22 protein-coding genes are annotated in these 23189 nt (G+C 51.6%); 9 read left to right on the top strand and 13 right to left on the bottom strand.

The features are described from left to right. Positions 1–157: 157 nt before the first annotated feature. Together A7K98_RS07755 and A7K98_RS07750 are read left to right on the top strand one after the other, a co-directional pair. The gene (locus tag A7K98_RS07755; RefSeq protein WP_087488030.1) at positions 158–1282 is read left to right on the top strand and encodes an ABC transporter ATP-binding protein; all 1125 of its coding nucleotides are present in this window, start codon (positions 158–160) and stop codon (positions 1280–1282) included. 203 nt (positions 1283–1485) lie between these two features. Beyond that, entirely contained in the window at positions 1486–2235 is a 750-nt protein-coding gene (locus tag A7K98_RS07750; RefSeq protein ID WP_157665901.1) for a class I SAM-dependent methyltransferase, read from the top strand. 58 nt (positions 2236–2293) lie between these two features. Here the strand turns inward: A7K98_RS07750 and cobB are convergent, their stop codons facing one another. Together cobB and sfnG are read right to left on the bottom strand one after the other, a co-directional pair. Next, entirely contained in the window at positions 2294–3130 is an 837-nt protein-coding gene (gene cobB / locus A7K98_RS07745; RefSeq protein WP_087488028.1) for a Sir2 family NAD+-dependent deacetylase, read from the bottom strand. A 354-nt stretch (positions 3131–3484) separates the two neighbouring features. Then, entirely contained in the window at positions 3485–4588 is a 1104-nt protein-coding gene (gene sfnG, locus A7K98_RS07740) for a dimethylsulfone monooxygenase SfnG (protein ID WP_087488027.1), read from the bottom strand. 249 nt (positions 4589–4837) lie between these two features. Between sfnG and A7K98_RS21285 the strand changes: the two genes are divergently transcribed. The 6 genes from A7K98_RS21285 to A7K98_RS07715 all read left to right on the top strand — a co-directional run bounded on the left by A7K98_RS21285 (position 4838) and on the right by A7K98_RS07715 (position 9500). Then, positions 4838–4993, top strand: coding sequence for a hypothetical protein (locus A7K98_RS21285; protein ID WP_157665899.1), 156 nt, complete (start codon positions 4838–4840; stop codon positions 4991–4993). A gap of 256 nt (positions 4994–5249) precedes the next feature. Then, a complete protein-coding gene (locus tag A7K98_RS07735; protein WP_087488026.1) occupies positions 5250–5477 on the top strand; it encodes a DUF1272 domain-containing protein in 228 nt (75 codons plus the stop codon). 366 nt (positions 5478–5843) lie between these two features. Next, complete coding sequence (locus A7K98_RS07730) at positions 5844–6749, top strand: sulfonate ABC transporter substrate-binding protein (RefSeq protein WP_407703107.1); 906 nt, start codon at positions 5844–5846, stop codon at positions 6747–6749. Positions 6750–6974: 225 nt separating this feature from the next. After that, positions 6975–7991, top strand: a complete 1017-nt coding sequence (locus tag A7K98_RS07725) for an ABC transporter substrate-binding protein (RefSeq protein ID WP_087488024.1) — start codon at positions 6975–6977, stop codon at positions 7989–7991. Continuing rightward, positions 7981–8793, top strand: coding sequence for an ABC transporter permease (locus tag A7K98_RS07720; RefSeq protein WP_087488023.1), 813 nt, complete (start codon positions 7981–7983; stop codon positions 8791–8793). The genes A7K98_RS07725 and A7K98_RS07720 overlap by 11 nt, the downstream gene beginning before the upstream one ends. Next, entirely contained in the window at positions 8769–9500 is a 732-nt protein-coding gene (locus A7K98_RS07715; protein ID WP_087488022.1) for an ABC transporter ATP-binding protein, read from the top strand. The genes A7K98_RS07720 and A7K98_RS07715 overlap by 25 nt, the downstream gene beginning before the upstream one ends. A 49-nt stretch (positions 9501–9549) precedes the next feature. On the opposite strand, the gene lolE is transcribed toward A7K98_RS07715, so the two are convergent. The 3 genes from lolE to lolC are packed head-to-tail and all read right to left on the bottom strand — an operon-like array spanning position 9550 to position 12690. Next, positions 9550–10794, bottom strand: coding sequence for a lipoprotein-releasing ABC transporter permease subunit LolE (lolE, locus tag A7K98_RS07710; protein ID WP_087488021.1), 1245 nt, complete (start codon positions 10792–10794; stop codon positions 9550–9552). Beyond that, positions 10794–11498 carry a lipoprotein-releasing ABC transporter ATP-binding protein LolD gene (gene lolD / locus A7K98_RS07705; protein ID WP_087488020.1) on the bottom strand — a complete coding sequence of 235 codons (705 nt, stop codon included), beginning with the start codon at positions 11496–11498 and terminating at the stop codon, positions 10794–10796. The genes lolE and lolD overlap by 1 nt, the downstream gene beginning before the upstream one ends. Further along, positions 11491–12690 carry a lipoprotein-releasing ABC transporter permease subunit LolC gene (gene lolC, locus A7K98_RS07700; protein ID WP_087488019.1) on the bottom strand — a complete coding sequence of 400 codons (1200 nt, stop codon included), beginning with the start codon at positions 12688–12690 and terminating at the stop codon, positions 11491–11493. Before lolC ends, lolD begins: the two co-directional genes overlap by 8 nt. A gap of 298 nt (positions 12691–12988) precedes the next feature. On the opposite strand from lolC, the gene mfd reads away from it, so the two are divergent. Then, on the top strand, positions 12989–16432 hold the full coding sequence (gene mfd / locus A7K98_RS07695) for a transcription-repair coupling factor (RefSeq protein ID WP_087488018.1): 3444 nt from the start codon (positions 12989–12991) through the stop codon (positions 16430–16432). 42 nt (positions 16433–16474) lie between these two features. On the opposite strand, the gene A7K98_RS07690 is transcribed toward mfd, so the two are convergent. From A7K98_RS07690 to A7K98_RS07655, 8 genes are all read right to left on the bottom strand, one after another. Continuing rightward, on the bottom strand, positions 16475–17017 hold the full coding sequence (locus A7K98_RS07690) for a glycine zipper 2TM domain-containing protein (RefSeq protein WP_087488017.1): 543 nt from the start codon (positions 17015–17017) through the stop codon (positions 16475–16477). Positions 17018–17241: 224 nt separating this feature from the next. Further along, entirely contained in the window at positions 17242–18546 is a 1305-nt protein-coding gene (locus A7K98_RS07685) for an NAD(P)/FAD-dependent oxidoreductase (protein ID WP_087488016.1), read from the bottom strand. 292 nt (positions 18547–18838) lie between these two features. Further along, positions 18839–19882: a beta-N-acetylhexosaminidase gene (gene nagZ / locus A7K98_RS07680; protein WP_087488015.1), complete on the bottom strand. Its 1044-nt coding sequence runs from the start codon at positions 19880–19882 to the stop codon at positions 18839–18841. Positions 19883–19919: 37 nt separating this feature from the next. Further along, a complete protein-coding gene (locus tag A7K98_RS07675; RefSeq protein WP_232461604.1) occupies positions 19920–20747 on the bottom strand; it encodes a phosphotransferase in 828 nt (275 codons plus the stop codon). After that, the gene (lpoB, locus tag A7K98_RS07670; RefSeq protein WP_087488014.1) at positions 20728–21336 is read right to left on the bottom strand and encodes a penicillin-binding protein activator LpoB; all 609 of its coding nucleotides are present in this window, start codon (positions 21334–21336) and stop codon (positions 20728–20730) included. Before lpoB ends, A7K98_RS07675 begins: the two co-directional genes overlap by 20 nt. Positions 21337–21346: 10 nt before the next feature. Next, positions 21347–21715: a YcfL family protein gene (locus tag A7K98_RS07665; RefSeq protein ID WP_087488013.1), complete on the bottom strand. Its 369-nt coding sequence runs from the start codon at positions 21713–21715 to the stop codon at positions 21347–21349. A 17-nt stretch (positions 21716–21732) separates the two neighbouring features. Further along, positions 21733–22083, bottom strand: coding sequence for a purine nucleoside phosphoramidase (gene hinT, locus A7K98_RS07660; protein ID WP_087490413.1), 351 nt, complete (start codon positions 22081–22083; stop codon positions 21733–21735). 279 nt (positions 22084–22362) lie between these two features. Beyond that, positions 22363–23160 (bottom strand): metal-dependent hydrolase, encoded by a 798-nt coding sequence (locus tag A7K98_RS07655; RefSeq protein ID WP_087488012.1) that lies wholly within the window; start codon positions 23158–23160, stop codon positions 22363–22365. Positions 23161–23189: the final 29 nt, after the last annotated feature.

The raw sequence follows: 23189 nt of genomic DNA, 5'->3' as shown, positions 1-23189 counted from the left end.
TTTCCCTGTTTTGCGTTGCCAGGGACCAGCCCGGGGGTAATCCGGGGTTCACCGCGGTTTCCCTGACAGTCTCCGGCAATTGGGGTATTATCCACCGGTAACGTTCAGCCAACTTATCTTTCAGCCGGCGGCTTGTTTATTGTTCAGAGTGAATCCTATGACGCCAATTTCCGCGCCATCAGCACTGGTGACGCTTAACAGTATCCGTAAAGTATTTGATAAAAAAACCGTAATTCCGGATCTCAGTCTGACCTTATCTCAGGGTGAGTTTGTTACTCTGCTGGGCCCTTCAGGCTGCGGAAAAACCACACTGCTGAGGCTGATTGCCGGGCTGGAAAGCCCTGATCAGGGCACCCTTTTGCTTAACGGAAGTGATATCACAGCCCTGCCAGCCGAACAGCGTCCTGTAGGGACTGTCTTTCAGAATTACGCCCTGTTCCCCCATATAAGTGTGGCGGAAAACGTAGGTTTTAGTCTGCGTATGCAACGTCGCCCAACGACAGAAATCCATCAACGGGTGACCGAAGCACTGGAGATGGTGCAACTGGCAGATTTTGCCGGTTACCGTCCGGCACAGTTATCCGGCGGTCAGCAGCAACGAGTGGCGATCGCCAGAGCCGTAATCAGTCGTCCTGCATTGTTACTGCTGGATGAGCCTCTGTCTGCACTGGATTTTCCGTTGCGTAAGCAGATGCAAAACCAGCTAAAAATTCTGCAGCAGCGTCTGGGGATTACCTTTATTTTCGTCACCCATGACCGACATGAAGCTATGGCCCTGTCAGACCGGATAGTGGTATTGAAAGATGGCCAGGTCATGCAGGATGGCAGCCCACAAACTATTTATCAGCAACCGGCCAGTCTGTTCGTTGCCGGATTTATCGGCGAAGTAAATCAGCTCACTGCCCGGGTTCTGTCACCGCTGGCAGATGAAGAAGCACTGGTCAGTGTCGGCGGTTATCAGAACAGGGTTCAGTGCCGGTGGCCTGTCCATGCCGGAGATCAGGTACAGTTACTGGTCCGCCCCGAAGATCTCAGCATTACCCCTGCGGAGTCACACCCGGGCGTCGAAGGGATCCCGGGGAGTATTCATCACTCTGATTATCAGGGCAGGATAATCGAGACCAGTGTGAGTCTGTTCAATGGTGAAAAGGTCATCGCCTGCCAGTTAGATAATGATACAACCCGTCAAATGGCCTCATCATTGGGTTTACCAGTGATGGTCAGTTGGCCTGCGGGTCGTGCGCAGGTTTTCCCTGCAGAAACTCAATCTGCCCTGGCGTAGTCCGGCCACCCGCAAAGAGGACGTGCTGCCCGGTTGTTTTTTTGAATGATATTCGTAAATTAACCACACAAGATTTGGGTTTATTTGGCAATGCTGTTAGATTTGTCAGGCTTGCGGCTGTCAGGAGATTGCCAAAAGCTGATATTACCTACGAGGGAAATAACCCGTTTAACTCTTTCAGCGGATCACAGGGAGTGATAACCATGGACAGCCAGCCCGGAGTCAGAGCCTATAACAGCTTCTCACTGAGTTTATATGACTGGTGGGTTTTGTCAGTCGCCAATCGTTTTGCCTGGAGATGTCCCACCTCCGATATTCAGTTACCGTTCTACCGGAAAAATCTGTCAAACCGCCATCTGGATATAGGTGCAGGTACCGGCTATTATCCCCGCCACTGTATGAACATCTGCCAGTTAACCTTATTAGATCTGAATACCGAATGCCTGTTTCTGGCGTTACGGCGCATCGGGCCGGCACGCGTGAAGGCCACTGTCCGTCACGATATTTTCCAGCCCTTTCCCGAATATCTACACCAGCGTTATAACTCACTGGCTTTATATTATGTGCTGCATTGCCTGAATGGCAGCGCAGAAGACAAGTTTATTGCCCTGAAAAACGCTAGCCAGGCACTGAGTGCTGACGGAATGTTGTTTGGAACCACCATCAGTGGTGAATTGCAGCGACATAACATCTTCGGCCGTATTCTGTTGAAGATTATGAATCGTAAGGGGATTTTCACAAATTATCATGACAGTGCGGCCTTGCTGCAATCACAGCTTCGACAACTGTTTCGTGAGGTCACCGTGAATGAAGTAGGTGCGGTAATTATGTTTACCGCACGTTATCCCCTGCATTCGGAGGCTGAGTCAGCAAATATCCCGCTTAACTGCAGGTCTGATGCAGACCTGAACGACACGCCCGGTGAAACGGGAGAACAAAGTTTACTATCATAACCAGGCAGGCAATAACGGGCCGGGGATAAGCCTTAGCTTATTCCCGGCTGCAAATATCTTACTGGTGCAGGTGTTTCAGTAGCTCACTGATATATTCCGGTACCAGGGTGGTAGCCGGCCCGTAATGGCATTCAGCAAACTCATTGTTGACCTGGCTGGGTTCCAGATTAAGTTCCACAGTATGCGCCCCCTGCAGGGTCGCTTCATGCACAAATCCGGCAGCCGGATAAACATGTCCGGAAGTCCCAATGGCAATAAAAATATTCGCTTCTGACAACGCCTGATAAATCCGCTCCATCCCGAAAGGCATTTCGCCAAACCAGACAATGTGCGGCCGTAAACGTGCCGGAAACTGGCAGCAGGTACAACGGTCATCGGCAGTAATATCGCCAGTCCACTGGATCACCTGCCCGCTCTCTTCACAGCGGACTTTCAGCAATTCTCCATGCATATGGACCACTCGCTGACTTCCGGCCCTCTCATGCAAATTATCGATATTCTGTGTGACCAGCAGCAGATTATCACCCAGAACTGATTCCAGCCTTGCCAGCGCCAGATGTGCATTATTCGGGGCAATCTCCTCTGAATGCAGTTGCCTGCGACGCTGGTTATAGAATTCCTGTACCAGTTGCGGTGCACGACGAAACCCTTCAGGAGTCGCCACATCTTCTACCTTATGATCCTCCCACAACCCGTCACTGGCACGAAAGGTACGGATTCCTGACTCTGCGGAGATCCCCGCACCGGTCAGCACCACCACTTTCGGTAAGCGGTTCTTCGCCATATTCTGCTGCTCCCGATCACATTCGAAAATAGACTGCCGGTGACGCTGATGCAGCTTGCGTTTATGTTTCCTGAAACGGGCAATCCGGACGCGACGTCGCGGTGTGAGCATAACTATCCCTCTGGTACTCATTCACTGATAATTTCCGGTCACAGTGCCGTGTCCAAACCACTGACCTGTAACCCTGACTATCAGGTTATACCTGCCGGCTGTAACCTTTGCACGACAAAGCATCCCGCTGATACGCCAGCAGGATAACAGTTTTTATAGTCTCTCTGAACCACTTGCCGCTGGTGAAATATCAAACCCGGGGCAATATAGCATTTGTATTAAGTCAGCAACGCAGGCTGGCGGACAGTTCAGCCCTTTACGAAGCAGATGTCACGGGGAATAAGGGCAACGACCACCGGGGATGGCGGCCATACCCTGAATCTGTAACCCTCACAAAGGAGAACGTTGCGGTGGTTAGTGGCTAACGGTTAACTGCTGCTGAAGGCGTTCCAGTTCACGCACTCGCGGAAGGATTTCGCGGCCAAAATAGGCAACTTCCTCCTGAAAGTGTAAAAAGCCTAACAGTAACAGGTCAGCCCCGGCGTTTTTAAACTCAATAATTCGTTCGGCAATCTGTTGCGGGGTACCAATCAGGTTGCTTTTAAATCCGTCGTTATATTGCACCAGGTCCTCAAAGCCTGAATTTGCCCAGTTTCCTTCACCTTCCGGCGATGCTTTACCTGCATTTGTCACCTGGTCTGCAAAACCTTTAACAGCTTCAGGGTTAGCCCGGGCCACAATATCGCGGATTACCTGCTTTGCCTGCTGCTCTGTGTCACGCGCCACTACAAATCCATTGACCCCAATCCTGACCTGATGTTGGTTTTGTGCCGCCTTTTGGCGGATATCTGTCACCTGACGGGCAATCTCTGCAGGGGTGTTGCCATTGGTAAAATACCAGTCAGACACCCGGGCTGCCATGTCCCTTGCCGCGCGGGAGCTTCCACCCTGGAATATCTCCGGCAAGGGCAGTAACGGTTTCGGCTTCATCACATAATCACGGTAGCGGTAAAAATCACCGGAAAAACTAAAACTTTCCTGCTGCCAGATACCCCGCAGACAGCGAATAAACTCCTCAGAGCGCAGGTAGCGTTCTTCATGATCCAGCCAGGGTTCACCGATTGCTTTGAATTCACCACGAAACCAGCCACTGACTACATTTACGGCAATCCTGCCTCCGGTGAGATGACTGATGGTAGCAATCTGCTTGGCGGCTAATGTCGGATTCCAGGGGCCAGGCAATAATGCAGCAATGACTTTTAATTTGTCTGTCGCCCCGAGCAGTCCCTGAGAAAAGCTGACCGATTCATGTTGATTATCCGCGCCGTAACCGGCAGTAAAACGAATCTGGGTCAGGGCATAATCGAACCCTGACTCTTCTGCTATCTGAGCCAGTTTGCGGTTATAGTCAAAATCCCAACGTGTGCGTTGTTCAATATCACTGATCACCAGCCCGCCGGATACATTGGGTACCCAGTAAGCAAACTGCAACGGCTTATTACTCTGATGGTCACTCATACAGATCTCCCTGGTTTAATCCCCGGTACAGGCAATACCGGAGGTTGTCAGCTCTCTGTGTCTGGCGGGCTGCAGCAATAACGACGACCTGACGCCTTGTTACTGCACTGTCTGCTCATTACCGCCATAGCAATTTTTCTTATACCCTTATCCAGTAAAAAGAAAAGGAAAGACAACAACTTGGTTATAACCATGAGCACAAACTATGCCAGTCTGAGAAGATAGTAAAAATACATATAAATCATAATCATGGTTAAAAAACCGGGCAAAGTTACTGTTGCATATGCAGCAACCAGTGCCGAAGGGCTGCTTCATTTACAGCAGGTCAGAGACAATCCCGTATTACTGATGGATTTACTGATCGTCACGACAGAGCAGTCGAACTGCGAAGATGACAATGAATAGCGGAGGTTACACGACCCTGATTTTTATCAATCCGGCGTCAGGAAAAACATTTATCTGGTCAGTGTAGTTATTTATATTGTCTGGTATTAACTTCAATGGTTATACAAAATCCAGTGCTATTTATGTAAGTTCATAAAGAAGGCTGATAAACAGTGCTCTGAGTCAGATGCTATTTCCGTACAGCTAAAACCGGGCATCTGTTATGCCACTGACCACTCACTGATATTGACTATATCACCCTGTGAAGGAGAGATAATTGTTAGAACTTCGTCCAAACTGTGAATGTTGCGACAGCGATTTACCTGCTGATTCAACAAAGGCTTTTATATGTTCCTTTGAATGTACTTTCTGCAGCGATTGCGTCAGTACCAGACTCAACGGATGTTGCCCAAACTGTCAGGGTGAACTTGTTCGCAGACCAATACGCCCGGTAGCGGCGCTGGCAAGACATCCGGCCTCCACCCAGCGTGTCCATTCAAACTAATCACTCACAGTAAAGGAAACGGTGGCTGTTAAACTGTTTAGCAGAACGGCTTTTCACTCACCGCCATTAAGTCCTCTTTAAATACCACAGAGAGCTGATACACCAGCAGCTGAAAATAATCAGCCTGGTATATTACGCAGAATCAACGCTCCTGGCTGCACTCTGTCCGTATCCGGCAACAGAGGCGAAATACTGGCAGTACCAGTTGCCGCTTTTCACATTAGTTAATGATTTAATTGTATTAAGTCTGTCCCTTCCGATTTGTTATGTTTTTCCTGTGATTCGTCTGGCTGCCTTATTAACTCAGGAAAATATACAATGAAAAACACACTATCCGGCCTGTTATCGGCCACTCTGTTCGCGGCCATGCTACTGCCTGCCGTTGCCCGGGCGGAGAATCTGCCTAAAATTGTCAATATTGGTTACCAGAAAGCCAATATTTTTGCTCTGCTGAAATACAGGGGAACACTCGATAAAGATTTTGCCCGGCAGGGAATTAATGTTCACTGGGTCGAATTCACCGCAGGTCCACAAATGCTCGAAGGATTAAATGTCGGAAGCATTGATCTGGCAGCTACCGGTGATGCTCCGCCGGTGATTGCTCAGGCAGCCAGGGCCGACCTGGTTTATCTGGCGCACTCCCCTGCTAACCCGGAATCCGAGGCTATCGTGGTACCCGCGAATTCCCCGATTAAAACTGTCGCGGATTTGAAAGGGAAACGGGTAGCGCTTAATAAGGGCTCAGATGTTAACTATCTGCTGATTGCTGCGCTGGAAAAAGCCGGTCTGACCTATAAAGATATTACTCCGGTCTATCTGGTGCCCGGCGATGCCAGAGCGGCCTTTCAACGCGGTTCTGTCGATGCCTGGGTTATCTGGGATCCGTTCCTTGCAGAAGTGGAAACCAGTACCGGAGCCCGGGAAATCAGTAATGCCAGCGGGCTGGTACCCCATTACACATTTTTCCTCGCGGGAAGAAAATTTGCCGACAGTTATCCGCAGACCGCTAAACAGCTGATCACTGAATTGCAATCCACCAGCGACTGGGCCAATAACCATCAGGATCAGGCAGCTGCGGTGTTAGCCGGTTCCACCGGGTTATCACAATCTATCTGGGTAAAAGCGCTAAAACGCATCCCTTTTGGTGCCAGCCGTATGACCCCGGCAGTTTTTGCTGAACAGCAGACCCTCGCGGATACACTTAAACGTGCCGGAGTCATACCGGTGAGCGTGAATGTGCGTTCTGCCCTCTGGTCAGCCGATAAACAATAACTGATGTCTTCCGCCGGCAGGATGACTCTCCTCCGGCGGTATATTTTGCCTGCTTTCCCTGTCTTACTACACAATACCCTCCCTCCAATCCCGTACTGCAAAAAAGCTTATCTGAAATCGATGCTTCATCCCATCGCCACGGTTAGTTACCTTAATGATGAACTATGCATTCAGTTTTACATTTAGATACAACCAGGACATTTATTACCTCAACCGGGAATCACTATGAAAAAAATGACTTTACTGGCAGCAACTCTGTTACTGGCCGTCCAGGGGGCCAGTGCTGCCACCCTGGCTCTTAACGCACCATTACCGGACAGCGTTCCGGCCGGAACCCGGCTTAATGTGGCGGATCAGGATGAAGTACTGCAAACACTGTTTAAATCCTCCGGCCAGGACAACGGACTGAAATCGAAAGTACATTTCGGTAATTTCAGCGACGGTCCTGAGATCCTTGAAGCTTTCAGGGCTGGTGCGGTAGATGTGGCAGTGGTCGGTGATGCTCCCCCCATTCAGGCTCAGGCTAATGGCAGCCCGATACTGATTGTCGGGGTACAACAAAACAGTGACAGAGAGTATCAACTGGCCATTTCTCCTGAGGCTCATATCCGCACCCTGACTGATCTGCGAGGCAAAAAAATAGCCAATGCTCCGGGGACTGGCAGGGAAGCCTACCTGTACCGGGTGCTGGAAAAAGCAGGATTGCAACCAGATGATGTCAAACTGGTGACCCTGCAGACCGGGAATTTTACCGATGCTGTGCGCTCCGGAGAAGTGGATGCCGCCGCATTAAAAGAACCGAATCTGACACAGTATCTGAATGCCTATAAAGCGAAAGGCGGTACAGTGCTTGGGACAGAAGTGACTGCCGGAGGATCAACCGGCCTGCGTTATCTGTATGCGCGGCAAAGTGCCGTGGAAGACCCGGCGAAGGCCGCCGCACTGCGTGAATTTGTCAGCCACTGGGTGAAAGGCTGGCAGTGGGCTAACCAGCATCCACAGGCCTGGGTCAATGATTACTATGTGAAAAATCAGGGACTGACTCCGGCGGAAGGTAAACTTATCAATGAAGTCTCCGGCCCGACCCACTTCCCGCGAATTGACCAGGCGCTGTTTGCAACTCAACAACATACCGCTGACTTACTGCTGAAGTCCGGCAGCATCCGTCAGAAAGTGGATGCAGCGAAAGAGTTTGATGTGCGATTTGATCAGGTAATACAGCAGGCTGCGGATGAAAAATAGTTATCTCTGGCGCCGGGAGAATCACCCCGGCCGTCTGACTCCGCCACGGACGACTCTGCCGTGGCGCACGCTCGGCCCCCTGCTGCTGCTGATCCTCTGGCAGGCATCGGCTCTCGCTGGCTGGACCGACAGCATGACGCTGCCGTCGCCAGGGCAGGTTCTGGCGACCTTTGTCCGGCTGGTGAACGACGGGCGCCTCATCCCGGGAATAGAGGTTTCTGCATGGCGTTCTCTGACTGCTCTGGTAGCAGGAACTCTGACAGGCCTGGTACTGGCGCTGATTTCCGGGCTTAGCCGTTGGGGCGAATCACTCATTGACGGGCCGATGCAGATTAAGCGTTCGATCCCTACCCTGGCGATGATCCCGTTGTTTATCGTCTGGCTCGGTATCGGTGAAGCCACCAAAATTACTATTATCATGTTCAGTGTGATTATTCCGGTTTATATCAACACTCACGCTGCAGTACGGGGTGTCGATGAGCGTTATGTCGAACTGGCAGAGACGCTGAAAATCAGCCGGCTGACATTTATTCGCCGTATTATTCTGCCCGGAGCCATGCCCGGTTTCTTTACCGGCCTGCGGCTGGCTGTCGCCCACTCCTGGACTTCACTGGTGGTGGTGGAACAGATTAATGCGACTTCCGGCATCGGCTACCTGATGACCAGGGCGAGAGCCTACGGGCAGACCGACATTATTATGGTCGGGCTGGTGTTGTACGCATTGTTTGGTCTGTTTTCTGACGGACTGGTCAGAATGGCGGAAAGGAGGGTATTGTCATGGCGCAAATCTCTGGGCAGTTAGCCCCACCGCTGGTGTCGGTTCAGGGGCTTTCCCGACAATATGCAGGTCGTACGGTACTAAGTAATATTCAACTGGAACTGCAACAGGGCGAATTTGTTGCGCTGCTGGGACGTAGCGGTTCAGGAAAAAGTACACTGCTGAAAGCCCTGGCAGGACTCGATTCACGGGCGACCGGCAGTGGTGAATTGCAGGTGCCTGAGAATTTTTCTGTGGCTTTTCAGGATTCCCGGCTGCTGCCCTGGTTGCGTGTCCTGGACAATATCGTGCTGGGCGACAACAGCAAAAGTTTTCGTCGTGAAGGGCTTCAGGTGTTGGCCGGAGTCGGGCTGGCAGGCAGAGAGACAAACTGGCCGTCAGACCTCTCCGGAGGCGAGCAGCAACGGGCAGCGCTGGCCCGCTGCCTGGTCCGCAAACCGGCTTTGTTACTGGCAGATGAACCTTTCGGTGCGCTGGATGCACTGACACGATTAAATATGCAGGAGCTGTTACGTCGCCTTTGCCACCAATACCAGCTGACGGTTCTGTTGGTCACTCATGATGTGGATGAAGCGATTGCTCTGGCACAGCGGGTGATTGTGCTGGACCAGGGAGGTATATCTCTGGAACTGACTATCGGACAGCAGTCTGCCCGTCAGCCGGAACAACATGAGATTTACCGGCAGCAACTTCTGAAAGCACTGGGAGTCAGTGAACCGACGGAGCTGTAATCTCTGTACTGAGACTACCCAGTGGCCAGCCAACGCTGGCCACTGCTGGTTACTGACCGCTCAACACCCGGGCCGGGTCGATACGGCTGGCACGACGTGACGGATACCAGCTGGCCAGCAGAGTGAGCACAATCGCGGTGACCAGTACAGACCAGACATCCAGCCAGTGAAGTTCCGAAGGCAGGAAATCGATAAAATAGATATCGCCTGACAGGAAATGATGGCCAGTCAGTTTTTCGAGTCCACGGATAATCGCAGTCAGATTCAGGGCACCCAGCACTCCGGCCACCACGCCGAGAATACTACCAGCCATCCCCGCTAATAATCCGTACCAGACAAACACAGTGCGGATTAGCTTATCTCCGGCACCCAGGGTACGCAGTACCGCGATATCACTGCTCTTATCTTTCACGGCCATTACCAGCGTTGAAACAATATTAAAGCAGGCAACACCAATCACCAGAATCATTGCCAGATACATGATTGCGCGGATCATCTGGATATCGTGGTACATGTAACCATAAGTACTGATCCAGTTACGGATATACACGTAACTATGGGTCACTTCCCCGGCAGCCCTGACAACTTTCACCGCCTGGAACGGATCGTTCATTTTCAACGCAATCCCGGTCACGCTGTCGCCCATATCCAGATACTGCTGAGCATCGGCCAGCGGCACCAGTGCCAGGCTGTGATCCAGCATGCCACTCAGTTGCAGAATACCTTCCACCTGCAAACGGATACGTTTGGGCTGCAGCAGATGGTTCTGACCGTCACTATTGGGGATCATAATGGTGATCCAGTCACCGGCTTTCACCGACAGACTATTAGCAATCCCTCCCCCCAGAATGATTTGCTGTTTACCGGCACTGAACCCTGCCCACGCATTACCCTGTACAAACTTAGGTAAGGCACTGAGTCGCGGTTCCTGTTGTGGATCGACACCACGCACCGTCAGAGCCTGCAATTTACTGGCACTCTCCACCAGCCCGGTGAAGTTAATATAAGGCGCAGCCGCTGCAATGCCAGGGACCTGTTCAATCGGGGCAATCAGCTGTTGCCACTGGCTGAATGGCTGATGCACCGGCTCTATCTCGCCGTGAGGTACAACACTCAGAATACGTTCATTCAGCTGACGCTCGAAGCCGTTCATTGCACTTAGCCCGATAATCAGGACCGCCACTCCAAGGGCAATACCGACCGTCGAAATCACCGATATCAGCGAAACCATGCCGCCACGACGACGCCCGCGGCTGAAGCGTAATGCCAGCTGCAGGGATAACGGACGAATCATTACATCGCTCCTGTCAGGGTAACTTCCGCCGTTAACTGCCCGTCACGCATTTCCATCTGGCGATTCAGGCGTCTGGCCAGTGCCAGATCATGAGTCACCACCAGGAATGCCGTACCCTGCATCTGGTTCAGTTCACCCAGCAACTGGAAAATAGCATCTGCATTACGGGCATCCAGGTTGCCGGTAGGTTCATCAGCCATTACCAGACTTGGCCGGTTGACCAGCGCGCGGGCAATCGCTACCCGTTGGCGCTCTCCACCGGATAATTCAGAAGGACGATGGCTGGCACGCTTTTCCAGCCCTACCGCTGCCAACATTTCAGTGGCACGTTGCAGAGCTTCACTGCTGTTCTTTTTGCCAATTAACAGCGGCATGGCCACATTTTCCAGTGCCGTAAAATCAGGAAGCAGATGATGGAACTGATAAATAAATCCCAGTTCGCGGTTACGCAGTTCAGCTTTGGCCGACGACGACATCTGATTCAGTGACTGCCCTTTAAACAGCACATCCCCGGAGGTAGGCGAGTCCAGCCCTCCCAACAGGTGCAACAGGGTACTTTTACCCGAACCTGAACTACCAACAATCGCCGTCATTTCACCTGGTTGCAGGGTAAACGAGACATTTCGCAATACATCGGTCTGCAGGTTACCTTCCTGATAGCGTTTGCATAACTGATCACATTGCAAAAGTAACGGGTTATTCATAACGTAATGCCTCGGCGGGTTGTACGGCGGCAGCGCGCCATGAAGGATAAAGTGTCGCCAGTAATGCAACAATCATTGCGGTCACCGCAATGGCAACGACCTGAGTCGGATTGATATCGACCGGCAGCGCGGCACCATCCAGAAACAGCCCCAGGACCGGCAACAGATGGTTAAGCTGGCTGGCCAGCAGCACGCCGCCCAGAGTACCTAATAATGCTCCTGCGATCCCGGCACTGGCGCCCTGTACCATAAAGACGCTCATAATTTGCCCGCGGGTTAACCCCTGGGTTTGCAGAATCGCGACTTCACCCTGTTTTTCCATAATCAACAGGCCAAGAGAGGTCACAATATTAAAGGCGGCGACTGCCACTATCAGGCTCAGTAACAGTCCCATCATATTTTTTTCCATCCGGACGGCCTGGAACAGATCACCTTTGCGTTCCCGCCAGTCTTTCCATTGCAGCCCTGGAGCCAGTGTCTGCTGGCTGAGGCTGTCCACATCCAGCGGATGGTTGAGCCATAACCTCCAGCCGGTAATGTTACCCAGCGGATAATGCATTACCCGTGAAGCGTCCTGTTGGTTGACCAGAATCTGATAGCTGTCAACTTCACTGTCAGCAGCATAGGTTCCGACCACAGTAAAGATACGTTCACTGGGCACCCTGCCAACCGGGGTAAACTGGCTGATGGAAGGAACCATTAAACGCAAAGTATCGCCGGTGTGAATACCCAACTGGCTGGCCAGCTGCTCACCAAGAATGACGTGATAACTACCTGGCTGTAACTGGCTGGCAGAACCGTTAACCAGATAAGGTAACAGCGGGTCCTGTTCATCCGGATTAATGCCCAACATAACACCGACCGCTACACTGCTGGCACTTTGCAGTACCACATCAGCCGTGGTCAGAGGGGCTATACGTGAAACCCCCTGCAGTCCCAGACCAGACGCGGGGATTTGTTGTGGATTAATACTGCCGCTGTCACTGGTGATCAAAGCCTGAGGCATCAGCCCCAGAATATTTCCTTCCAGCTGGCGTTCAAAACCGTTCATCACCGACAGTACCGTGACCAGCGCCAGGACTCCCAGAGTGATACCTATGGCGGATAGCCAGGAAACAAAACGACCAAAGCGGTCGGATGCACGTCCACGCATATAACGCAGACCAATAAACAGAGCTACGGGTTGGTACATTAAATCCGTCCCGGACGGTTGCCTGAAATTCAGTATGTGGATGATAAAGGAGCCAGCCGGTTATGAAAACCTCTGTCCCCCGGTTTGAAAGGTAAAGTTATCTGATTATCCGCAGATAAAGCTAAAAAGCGCCCGGGTTCGTTCATTTTTCCGACAGTTAAGCAGCGGCTCCCTGCTCTGAACCTGGCATTTGCGGTTTTGTCGCTTATTCAACGGAAAATGCATCAAGGCAGATGAATCATATGTGTTTATGTGAAATTATAGCTGCCTGGAAATTTTGGAGAGAATAATTATCCCCATGTCAGATAAGACAAATTACTCCCTGCCAGTCAAAGCCGGTGACCACCGTCAACTTGGCCAGCTGACAGGTGCAGCCCTTGCCGCAGAGTGCGCAGACATCGCAGAACGTCATCCCGGTCCGTTACTTCTGATCACCAGTGATATGCAGGCAGCTTTGCATTTACAGGATGAGATTCGCCAGTTTACCGCTCTGCCGGTCAGCCATTTGCCTGACTGGGAAACTCTCCCCTATGACAGCTTTTCACCACATCAGGACATCATTTCCGCACGTTTATCCACGCTCTATCATCTGCCCACTATGGACAGAGGCGTTCTGATCCTGCCGGTGAATACCCTGATGCAACGGGTATGCCCGCATCAGTTCCTGCAGGGCCATGCACTGGTCATGAAAAGCGGCCAGAAAATGTCGCGGGATTTACTGCGGGAACAGCTGGACCAGGCCGGTTACCGGCATGTTGACCAGGTGATGGAGCATGGCGAATACGCCATCCGTGGAGCCCTGCTCGATCTGTTCCCGATGGGCAGCGAACAGCCCTTCCGGATTGACTTTTTTGACGATGAAATCGACAGCCTGAGGTTGTTTGATGTTGACAGTCAGCGGACCCTGGATGAAGTAGAAGCAATAAATCTACTTCCGGCTCACGAATTCCCTACCGATAAACAGTCTATTGAACTGTTTCGTAGCCAGTGGCGCGAGCATTTTGATGTCCTGCGCGATGCAGGCCATATCTACCAGCAGGTCAGCAAAGGCAGTTTGCCGGTAGGAATTGAATATTGGCAGCCACTGTTTTTTTCCGGTGATTTACAGCCATTATTCGATTATCTGCCAGCCAATACCTTGTTGCTGAGCAGCAGTGACCTGCAGGCAGGCAGCGAGCGTTTCTGGCAGGATACCGAACAGCGCTATGAAAACCGCAAAGTTGATCCGTTACGACCATTGCTACCCCCTGACAGGCTGTGGCTACGCCCGGATGCACTGATGTCAACGCTGAAACAGTGGCCGCTGGTTCGCTTATCTGCCGCGACACTGACAGACAAAGCCGCTAATACTAACCTGGACTATAGCCCGTTACCGGAAATCAGCCTGCAGGCACAAGCCAAAAGCCCGCTGGAAGCGTTGCGAAAATTCACTGAGTCTTTCAGTGGTGCCATTATATTCTCGGCAGAAAGTCAGGGGCGACGCGAACGGCTACAGGAGCAGTTGAGCAAAGTTAAAATCCGTCCTAAAGAAATCAACCGACTGGCTGATGCGGATAAACCCGGCCACTATCTGATGATCGGTCCGGCTGAAACCGGATTTATCGACCATGCGCGGCAACGGGCCGTTATTACCGAAACGGATTTGTTAGGTGAACGGGTGGTACGGCGTCGTCAGGACAACCGCAAAACCATCAATCCGGATGTACTGATCCGTAACCTGGCAGAACTCCATCCGGGACAGCCGGTTGTGTATCTGGAACATGGTGTCGGCCGTTACGCCGGGTTGACCACACTGGAAACCGGCGGGGTTACCGCAGAGTATCTGATGCTGACCTATGCCGGGGATGCCAGCCTGTACGTGCCTGTTTCATCCCTGCACATGATTAGTCGCTATGCCGGTGGCGCGGATGAAAATGCGCCATTACACCGGCTGGGCAGTGACAGCTGGAGCCGTGCCCGACAAAAAGCCGCAGAGAAAGTCCGTGATGTCGCTGCTGAGTTGCTGGATATCTACGCCCAGCGCGCCGCTAAAAGTGGCTATGCATTTAAGCACAACCGGGAAATGTATCAGAAATTCTGTGACAGCTTCCCGTATGAAACCACAACAGATCAGGCTCAGGCGATCAATGCTGTGCTGAGTGATATGTGTCAGCCACTGGCAATGGACCGGCTGGTGTGTGGTGATGTCGGCTTTGGTAAAACCGAAGTGGCAATGCGCGCGGCATTCCTCGCGGTGGAAAACCATAAACAGGTGGCGGTGCTGGTTCCGACTACCCTGCTGGCTCAGCAGCATTTTGACAATTTCCGCGACCGGTTTGCCGACTGGCCGATCCGTATCGAAATGTTATCCCGTTTTCGTACTACCAAAGAGCAAACCCAGATATTGCAACAAGCCAGCGAAGGCAAAATTGATATTCTGATTGGCACTCATAAATTGCTGATGAGTGATTTGCAGTGGCACGATCTCGGCCTGCTGATTGTCGATGAAGAACACCGCTTTGGGGTCCGGCACAAAGAACGGATTAAAGCGATGCGCGCTGATGTAGATATTCTGACGCTTACCGCAACACCAATCCCCAGAACCCTGAATATGGCAATGAGCGGAATGCGTGATCTGTCGATTATTGCCACGCCTCCGGCCCGGCGTCTGGCGGTTAAAACTTTCGTTCGCGAATATGATGAACTGGTGGTGCGCGAAGCAATTCTCAGGGAGATTCTGCGTGGTGGTCAGGTGTATTACCTGTACAACGATGTAGAGAACATCAACAAAGCTGCTGAACGACTGTCGGCGCTGGTACCAGAGGCACGGGTTGGCATTGGGCATGGTCAGATGCGGGAGCGGGAACTGGAACGGGTGATGAATGATTTTCATCATCAACGCTTCAATGTCCTGGTTTGTACCACCATTATTGAAACCGGGATCGATATCCCCAGTGCTAATACCATCATTATTGAACGCGCCGACCATTTCGGGCTGGCCCAGTTGCACCAGCTGCGCGGAAGGGTCGGACGGTCTCATCACCAGGCTTATGCATGGCTGTTAACCCCGCATCCAAAAGCGATGACCAGTGACGCGGCAAAACGCCTGGAAGCCATTGCTTCTCTTGAGGACCTGGGCGCGGGGTTTGCACTGGCGACTCACGACCTGGAAATTCGCGGTGCCGGGGAATTACTGGGAGAAGACCAGAGTGGTCAGATGGAAACCCTGGGCTTCACACTGTACATGGAGTTGCTGGAGAATGCGGTCGAAGCGCTGAAAGCCGGTCGTGAACCATCGCTGGAGGATTTAACCAGCCAGCAGACCGAAGTAGAACTGCGTATGCCTGCCCTGCTACCGGAAGATTTTATTCCGGATGTAAACACCCGCTTGTCGTTCTATAAGCGAATTGCCAGTGCCGCCAGCGACAGTGAAATTCAGGATCTGAAAATTGAGCTTATCGATCGCTTCGGTTTACTTCCTGATCCGGCACGCAATCTGCTGGATATCGCTCTGTTGCGTCAGCAGGCGGTGACTATCGGCATCCGCAAAATTGAGGCCAGTGATAAAGGTGGCTACATCGAGTTTTCCGAGAAAAATCATGTTGATCCTGGCTGGCTAATCGGTTTACTGCAAAGTGCACCACAGCACTGGAAACTGGAAGGTCCGGTTAAATTACGTTTCACGTTTGATCTGGCAGAGAGAAAACAGCGGATGGAATGGGTAACACAGTTGCTGCAACAGATGCAGGAGCACCGTCTGTAACATAGCCGCCCCCGCCGCTGCGGGGGAAACCGGCTGAATAGTTTAGCTGCGGGCAGAGTTAATGATCAGCTGGCCGTTATTATCCAGCGGAATACGTGGGCCAGGTGCATTGTCCATCCGGACTTTGCCCTGCTGATCACCAATTTTATAGGTGACATCATAGCCCAGGGTTTTTTCCTGTTTATCATAGATGGTACGGCACTGCTGGCGTGTCGTGGTGTAAGTATCGCGATTTTGCAACCCTGCCTGAGCCTGATTACCGGCATAACCACCTGCCACTGCCCCGGCGACTGTCGCCAGGCTCCGGCCACGCCCTCCACCAAACTGATGGCCCAGTACCCCACCCGCCACGGCCCCAAGGATTGAGCCGGTCAGACGATTTTCGTCCTGAACTGGCCGACGATGGACGACCTGAATATCACGGCATTCCTGACGTGGATTTTTGATAACTTCCCGGATAGGGACTGCTGACACAACCTGGGCATACTCTGGTCCACGGTGAAATGCAGTCACTCCTGCAACCGAAGCTACTCCCAGCGCTGCTGCAACGCCGATACCGATACCTGCGACCATTGATTTATTCACAGGGCTCCTCCTGACTTATCTGATAACCACGCATGAAATTCATTTAACTATCAGTATGCTACTGAAGGCGTGCGTGCCTCGCCTGATGGTCGGCAGTTTCGCAGAATCAGATTTCTGAGACTATCAGACAAATGGAAAAAACGCGGTGACAGCGTCCGCAGAGGATAATTTTGAGAGGCTTCTTAAAAAGCCCCGGTGCTTTTGCCCGGGGCTACAGGCAACAATTAATGCAGTTTCAGTTTAGGACGGATCACGCGGTTAATACTGCCCGACAGCATCATCAGCAGGGTTTTGAAATAACCGTGCAATGCAATCTGGTGCATACGATACAGTGAAATGTAGACCATCCGGGCAATGCGCCCTTCGACCATCATCGACCCGCGCATCAGGTTACCCATCAGGCTGCCCACGGTGGTAAACCGGGATAATGACACCAGTGAGCCATGATCTTTGTAAGCATACTCTTTCTGCGCTTTGCCTTTACGCCGCGCCAGAATGTTGTTCAGAACACAGGAAGCCATCTGGTGAGCTGATTGCGCACGTGGCGGCACAAATCCGCCCTGCGGTAATGCGCAGGAAGCACAGTCACCGATAGCGTAGATATCTTCGTCACGCGTGGTTTGCAGAGTCGGGGTCACCACCAGTTGATTGATACGGTTGGTTTCCAGCCCGGCAATCTCTTTCATAAAATCAGGGGCTTTGATCCCTGCTGCCCACACCATCAGGTCAGCATTGATTAATTCACCGGATTTGGTGTGCAACCCTTCAGGGCCGGCACTGGTGACCATGGTCTGAGTCAGCACTTTCACCCCAAGTTTCTGGAGTTCCTGTTGTGCCGAAGCAGAGATACGTGGCGGCAGTGCCGGAAGAATACGTTCGCCGGCTTCAACCAGCGTGACATTCAGCGCTTCTTTATTCAGCTGTTCATAGCCATAACTGTGCAGTTCTTTAACCGCGTTATACAGTTCAGCTGACAGCTCAACGCCAGTCGCTCCACCACCAACAATCGCAATATTGACCTTATGATCAGTCTGCTGACCGGAAGTGTATTTCAGGAACAGGTTCAGCATCTGATTATGGAATCGCCGTGCCTGCGCCGGGTTATCCAGGAAGATACAGTTCTCTTTGACTCCGGCAGTACCGAAATCATTGGATGAACTGCCAATCGCCATAACCAGAGTGTCATAAGCGAGGCTGCGTTCCGCAACTAACAGATTTCCCTGTTCATCACGAATTTCTGCCAGCTGAATCGATTTGTTTTCGCGGTCTATTTCCGTCAGGGTACCTAACTGAAAGCGGAAATGATGATGGTGTGCGTGTGCCAGATAGCTAAGAGCATCGATACCTTCATCCATCGAACCCGCAGCAATTTCGTGTAACAACGGTTTCCATAAGTGAGTCTGATTACGGTCCACCAGCGTAATTTCCGCTTTTTTGTACCGACCCAGCTTGTTGCCCAACTGAGTCGCCAGTTCCAGACCGCCGGCACCGCCACCCACGATGATGATTTTTTGCGCAGAAGTAGTCAACCATACCCCCTAATTTGTGAGCTTGAAGTTAACAAATGGTTAAATTAAACCTTTGCTAACATAGGGTTATACTCGATAAAGAGTTACTAAAATCAGAATAACACGACCGGGCAACGGGTTCCTATCAAAATGATCTGGATCAATTTTGCCCTGCCGGACTGACTGCGGATTAACGGGAAAAGAGAAATAAAACTTCAGGAATCAGGGAAGGAAATACATTAAAGGCAAGGAAATATAGCAGAACAACGGGCCTGTCCCCTGCCCGGCCAATATGCCGGGCAGGGATTAGCCGTTAACTGTTCTGTTTTTTCTCCAGCCAGTTCAGCTGCAATTGTGAAAGTTGTTGATGGTTTTCTTTCCAGCGGCTGTGCTGCCGAAGCTCTGCATCACTGAACCGGCCACGATGATAAAGACGGGTTAGCCGTTCAGCAGAGGTTATCGGTAAGTTATCAAGAATCGCTACGACACCCGGGCGGTGATTGCATACCAAAATCACATCGCATCCGGCTGATAACGACTGTTGCGCTCGTTCGGTATAACTCCCCATAACTGCGGCGCCCTCCATTGATAAGTCATCGGAGAAGATAACCCCTTCAAAACCCAGTTCCTGGCGTAATACATTTTTCAGCCAGTATGGCGACCCACTGGCAGGCAACGGATCAATCGCCGGATAAATCACATGAGCAGGCATGACAGCATCCAGTTTACCCTCATGGATAAGCCGGCTAAAAATTGCCATATCCTGCTGACGGATAGTGTTCGCATCACGGTGGTCAACCGGCGTTTCTTTATGCGAATCCGCCTGTACTGCACCGTGGCCTGGAAAATGTTTACCGGTGGTTTTCATACCAGCTTCGTGCATACCGGCAATAAATTGTTCGGCAACCGGTAACGCTATGCGCGGGTCGTCATGAAATGAGCGGTCGCCAATCGCAGCACTGATATGGCCGATATCCAGCACCGGGGCAAAACTAATATCAATATCCATTGCCGTCATCTCAGCAGCCATTTGCCAGCCGGCTTCTCTGGCCAGTTGTCCGGCCTGCTGCAGTGATTCACTCAGTGCTGAAAAAGACTGCATCGCCGGCAGACGGGTAAATCCATCACGAAAGCGTTGAACTCTTCCCCCTTCCTGGTCAACAGCAACCACCAGCCGGGTATGAGAAGCTTCACGAATCTGGCGAACCAGTTCAGCAAGCTGCCGGGGATCATGATAATTACGACTGAACAGAATCACGCCTCCGGTCAGCGGGTGGCGTAATAATTCCCGCTCTTCGCCATCCAGTTCGTAGCTTTCCACGTCCAGCATCAGTGGTCCCGGGATAGAAGTCGTCATAGTGCTGTTCCTGTGTCCTTGCGGTGAAACATAATATTCAAAGTGATAAATTCTGCCAGTGCTGCCTTGCCAGCCCCTGCATCTGCGGGCTGTCTGTCTGTTCGGCCCGTAACTGATACCAGCAGGCCATGAGCAACCTGAGCCAGGGCTTCCAGCGCTCAATCTGCCGTGAGAACTGTCCGGGTTCTACGCCGGTAATTTCGGCATAGTAGTTGATCCACTGCATTTCATTCGCCGGATCATTCAGACATATCACCGCCAGATCAAGTGCAATATCACCGTCGGCGGAGTATTCCCAGTCGATAAAACAACAGCGCTGACTGACTCGTAAAACATTACCGGCATGGATATCCATATGTAGCGGAACCAGCCGTAACGGTGATGGTTCACCACGCGATTTCAGGCGCTGCCAGTACTGTAACCAGTGGTGCGTTTTCTGACGACATAACTGCCAGTAATCTTCCAGTAATGCGGTTAGCGATAAACGGTAACCGGTCAGGGGCTGATGATGCAGTTCTGCCAAAGCCTGACATATCTCCCGAAAATGCTCAGAAAATTGCTGACAGGTCAGCATTTCACCGGGCTGCCAGCTTAACAGCAACCAGTGCTGATTATATCCCAGAGGGCGTGCAACCACGCCACCGGCAGAGAGTTTTTTCAGCACACGGAATTCGCGTCGACGATCGACAAACGGTAATGGTGTTAACGGCTGCTGTCTTGCCAGCAACGTCCGCTCCGGCAAAACAATTTTGAGTGAATGGTGGCTCAGCCCTGACAGGGGTAAAAAACAACCGGCAGAAATATCTGCCGGTTGATATTGTCGGACAAGCTGTAACAGCGAGGGATCAATCGGCGACGCTGGCACTGCCGGTCCAGATAATTTCGCCGGTCTGAACCAACATCAGTTGCATTTGCAGCCGTGGCGCTTTGGCATCACCATGCGCGGTGCTGTACAGAACATATTGCGCATTCAGATTGCGGGCCAGTCCAATCGCTTTACTGCGTGAATTGAGACTATCCTGTGGAGAGAGACCCAGAGCCTGTTTAGCCTGATTTAGCTGAGCCGTTGTCACCAGAGTAAATTTGCTGTTGCTCTGTAACGCCTGGTTAATCGCCAGGTCAGCGTTAGCACTCTGAATCGATCCGTTGGTGCTGTTTTTCAGACGATCGACCAGTAATACGCTGCCCGGGTTAATTCCCTGGGCGTTCATCATCTGGCTGACTAATGGCTGAACGCTGGATTGCCAGTTAATGGTTTTCAGTTTAGGTGGTTCAGGCACTGGCTGCGGCTGGGTGACCGGCGGCGGTGGCTGTTGCGCGCTGATAACTGGTGCCGGCTGTTCCGGCTGAGGCGCCTGTTCAACCGGGGCAGGTTTTTGTGACTGATTCAGCACACAACCGGATAAAACAAACGCAAATAACAACGGAATACTGAATTTTATGCTGCGAATCACTTGAACATCCTCAAAGATAAAGGGACACACGTACCTGACTTGCGCTCAGATTTCCCGACCAGGAGATCGCTTCACGACTCTGGTGTGCAGGCACAACCACTGTTTCAGCGGGTTGTTCCGGTAAAATTTCCAGTCCTTTGTCATCATACCAGTAATAACGATAGTGTAGCGTTACCGCCACGTCACGGTCATTATAAAGAATTACTGTTGCTTTCTGCTGTCCGCTGTCACTACTGAGCTTCGGCCCATCAGCAGTAATACCCGCAGATAACACGTCAGAATCCATCACCAGCGGTTGTGAAATACTGATTTGTGGCTGACTGCCTCCGCAGGCGGTCAGTAATAACACCAGTGGAAGACATAACAAACCTGCACGCATCTGACCCCTCCGGAAACTTAACGGGATAACATTGGCCCAAGCGCGCGGCCACCCAGCAGGTGCATATGGATATGATAAACTTCCTGACCACCATGACGGTTGCAGTTAACGATTAACCGGTAGCCATCTTCATCAATCCCCTGCTGTTTAGCGATGGAAGCAGCCACTGTCATCATTCGGCCCAGAGCTGGCTCGTGTTCAGCGGTCAGATCATTCACTGTAGGTATTAACTGATTAGGGATAATCAGAATATGGGTAGGTGCCTGGGGTGAAATATCGCGAAATGCGGTCACCAGTTCGTCCTGATAGACGATATCAGCGGGAATTTCCCGGCGAATAATTTTACTGAAAATAGTTTCTTCGGCCATGAGCTGATTTCCTGATAAAAGTAACGGCTGTATAAATTTCATTCCCTGATCCGGGTTGTTTCAGCCCCGGAACCAGCGGTAAGTAGTTGTACAACTTTACATTATCCCCTCAGGTTAAGGCCATCAAAATATGGCTCCGGGGAAATGTCGGCTGTTATTGTCAGGGCAACGCAGTGAATTCTGCCGGCCCTGCAAACACAAGCTTAGTCAGCAATCAGACAACCGGCAGGTTTTTCTTCCGCTGCCACCGGGCAGGCCTGGCTCCTGTCCCCGAAAGACTCAGGCACCCAATCTGTCCATTGGAATATGGAACAGTCGGGAAAAGTTTTCGGTGGTCTGCAGGGCCAGTGTCTCAATATCCACGCCTTTCAGAACGGCCATATACTCTGCCACATCACGGGTATACGCAGGCTGATTGGGTTTACCACGATGAGGCACCGGAGCCAGATAGGGAGAATCGGTTTCCACCAGAATTCTGTCCAGCGGGACATAGCGGGCGGCTTCACGAATCTGTTCCGCATTACGGAATGTAACGATGCCGGAGAAGGAAATATAAAAGCCCATATCCAACAGCTCTGCTGCTGTCTGTTTATCTTCGGTAAAGCAGTGCAGCACTCCGCCACACTCTTCAACCTTTTCCTCACGCAGTAACGCCAGAGTATCTTCCCTGGCATCACGGGTATGCACAATGACCGGTTTATTTAGCTGCCTTCCGACACGGATATGCTGGCGAAAAGAGAGCTGCTGTTCCTGTTGTTGTGCAACTTCCTTCTGATAAAAATAATCCAGACCAGTTTCACCCAGCGCGACCACCTGAGGATCAGCAGCCAGTTGCAACAAGGTTTCCTGCTGATAGGGTTGTTCCATATTCAGCGGATGTACTCCGCATGACAACGCGATTTCCGGCCGATCATTAACCAGCGTTTTCAGCCCGGCGAATCCCTGCAGGGTGGTTGCCACGGCCAGCATAAAACGGACATCCTGCCCGGCAGCCTTACTGATGACATCTTCCAGATTGCTGTGCTCTTTCTCATAATCCAGGCAATCCAGATGACAGTGGGAATCGACTAAAAACATAATCTGCTCTCTTACTTATTTAATGCCTT

Source organism: Tatumella citrea, from assembly GCF_002163585.1.
GTDB lineage: Bacteria > Pseudomonadota > Gammaproteobacteria > Enterobacterales > Enterobacteriaceae > Tatumella > Tatumella citrea.
Note: the sequence above shows the minus strand (reverse complement) of the source record. Positions and strands in the feature narration are given on the sequence as shown.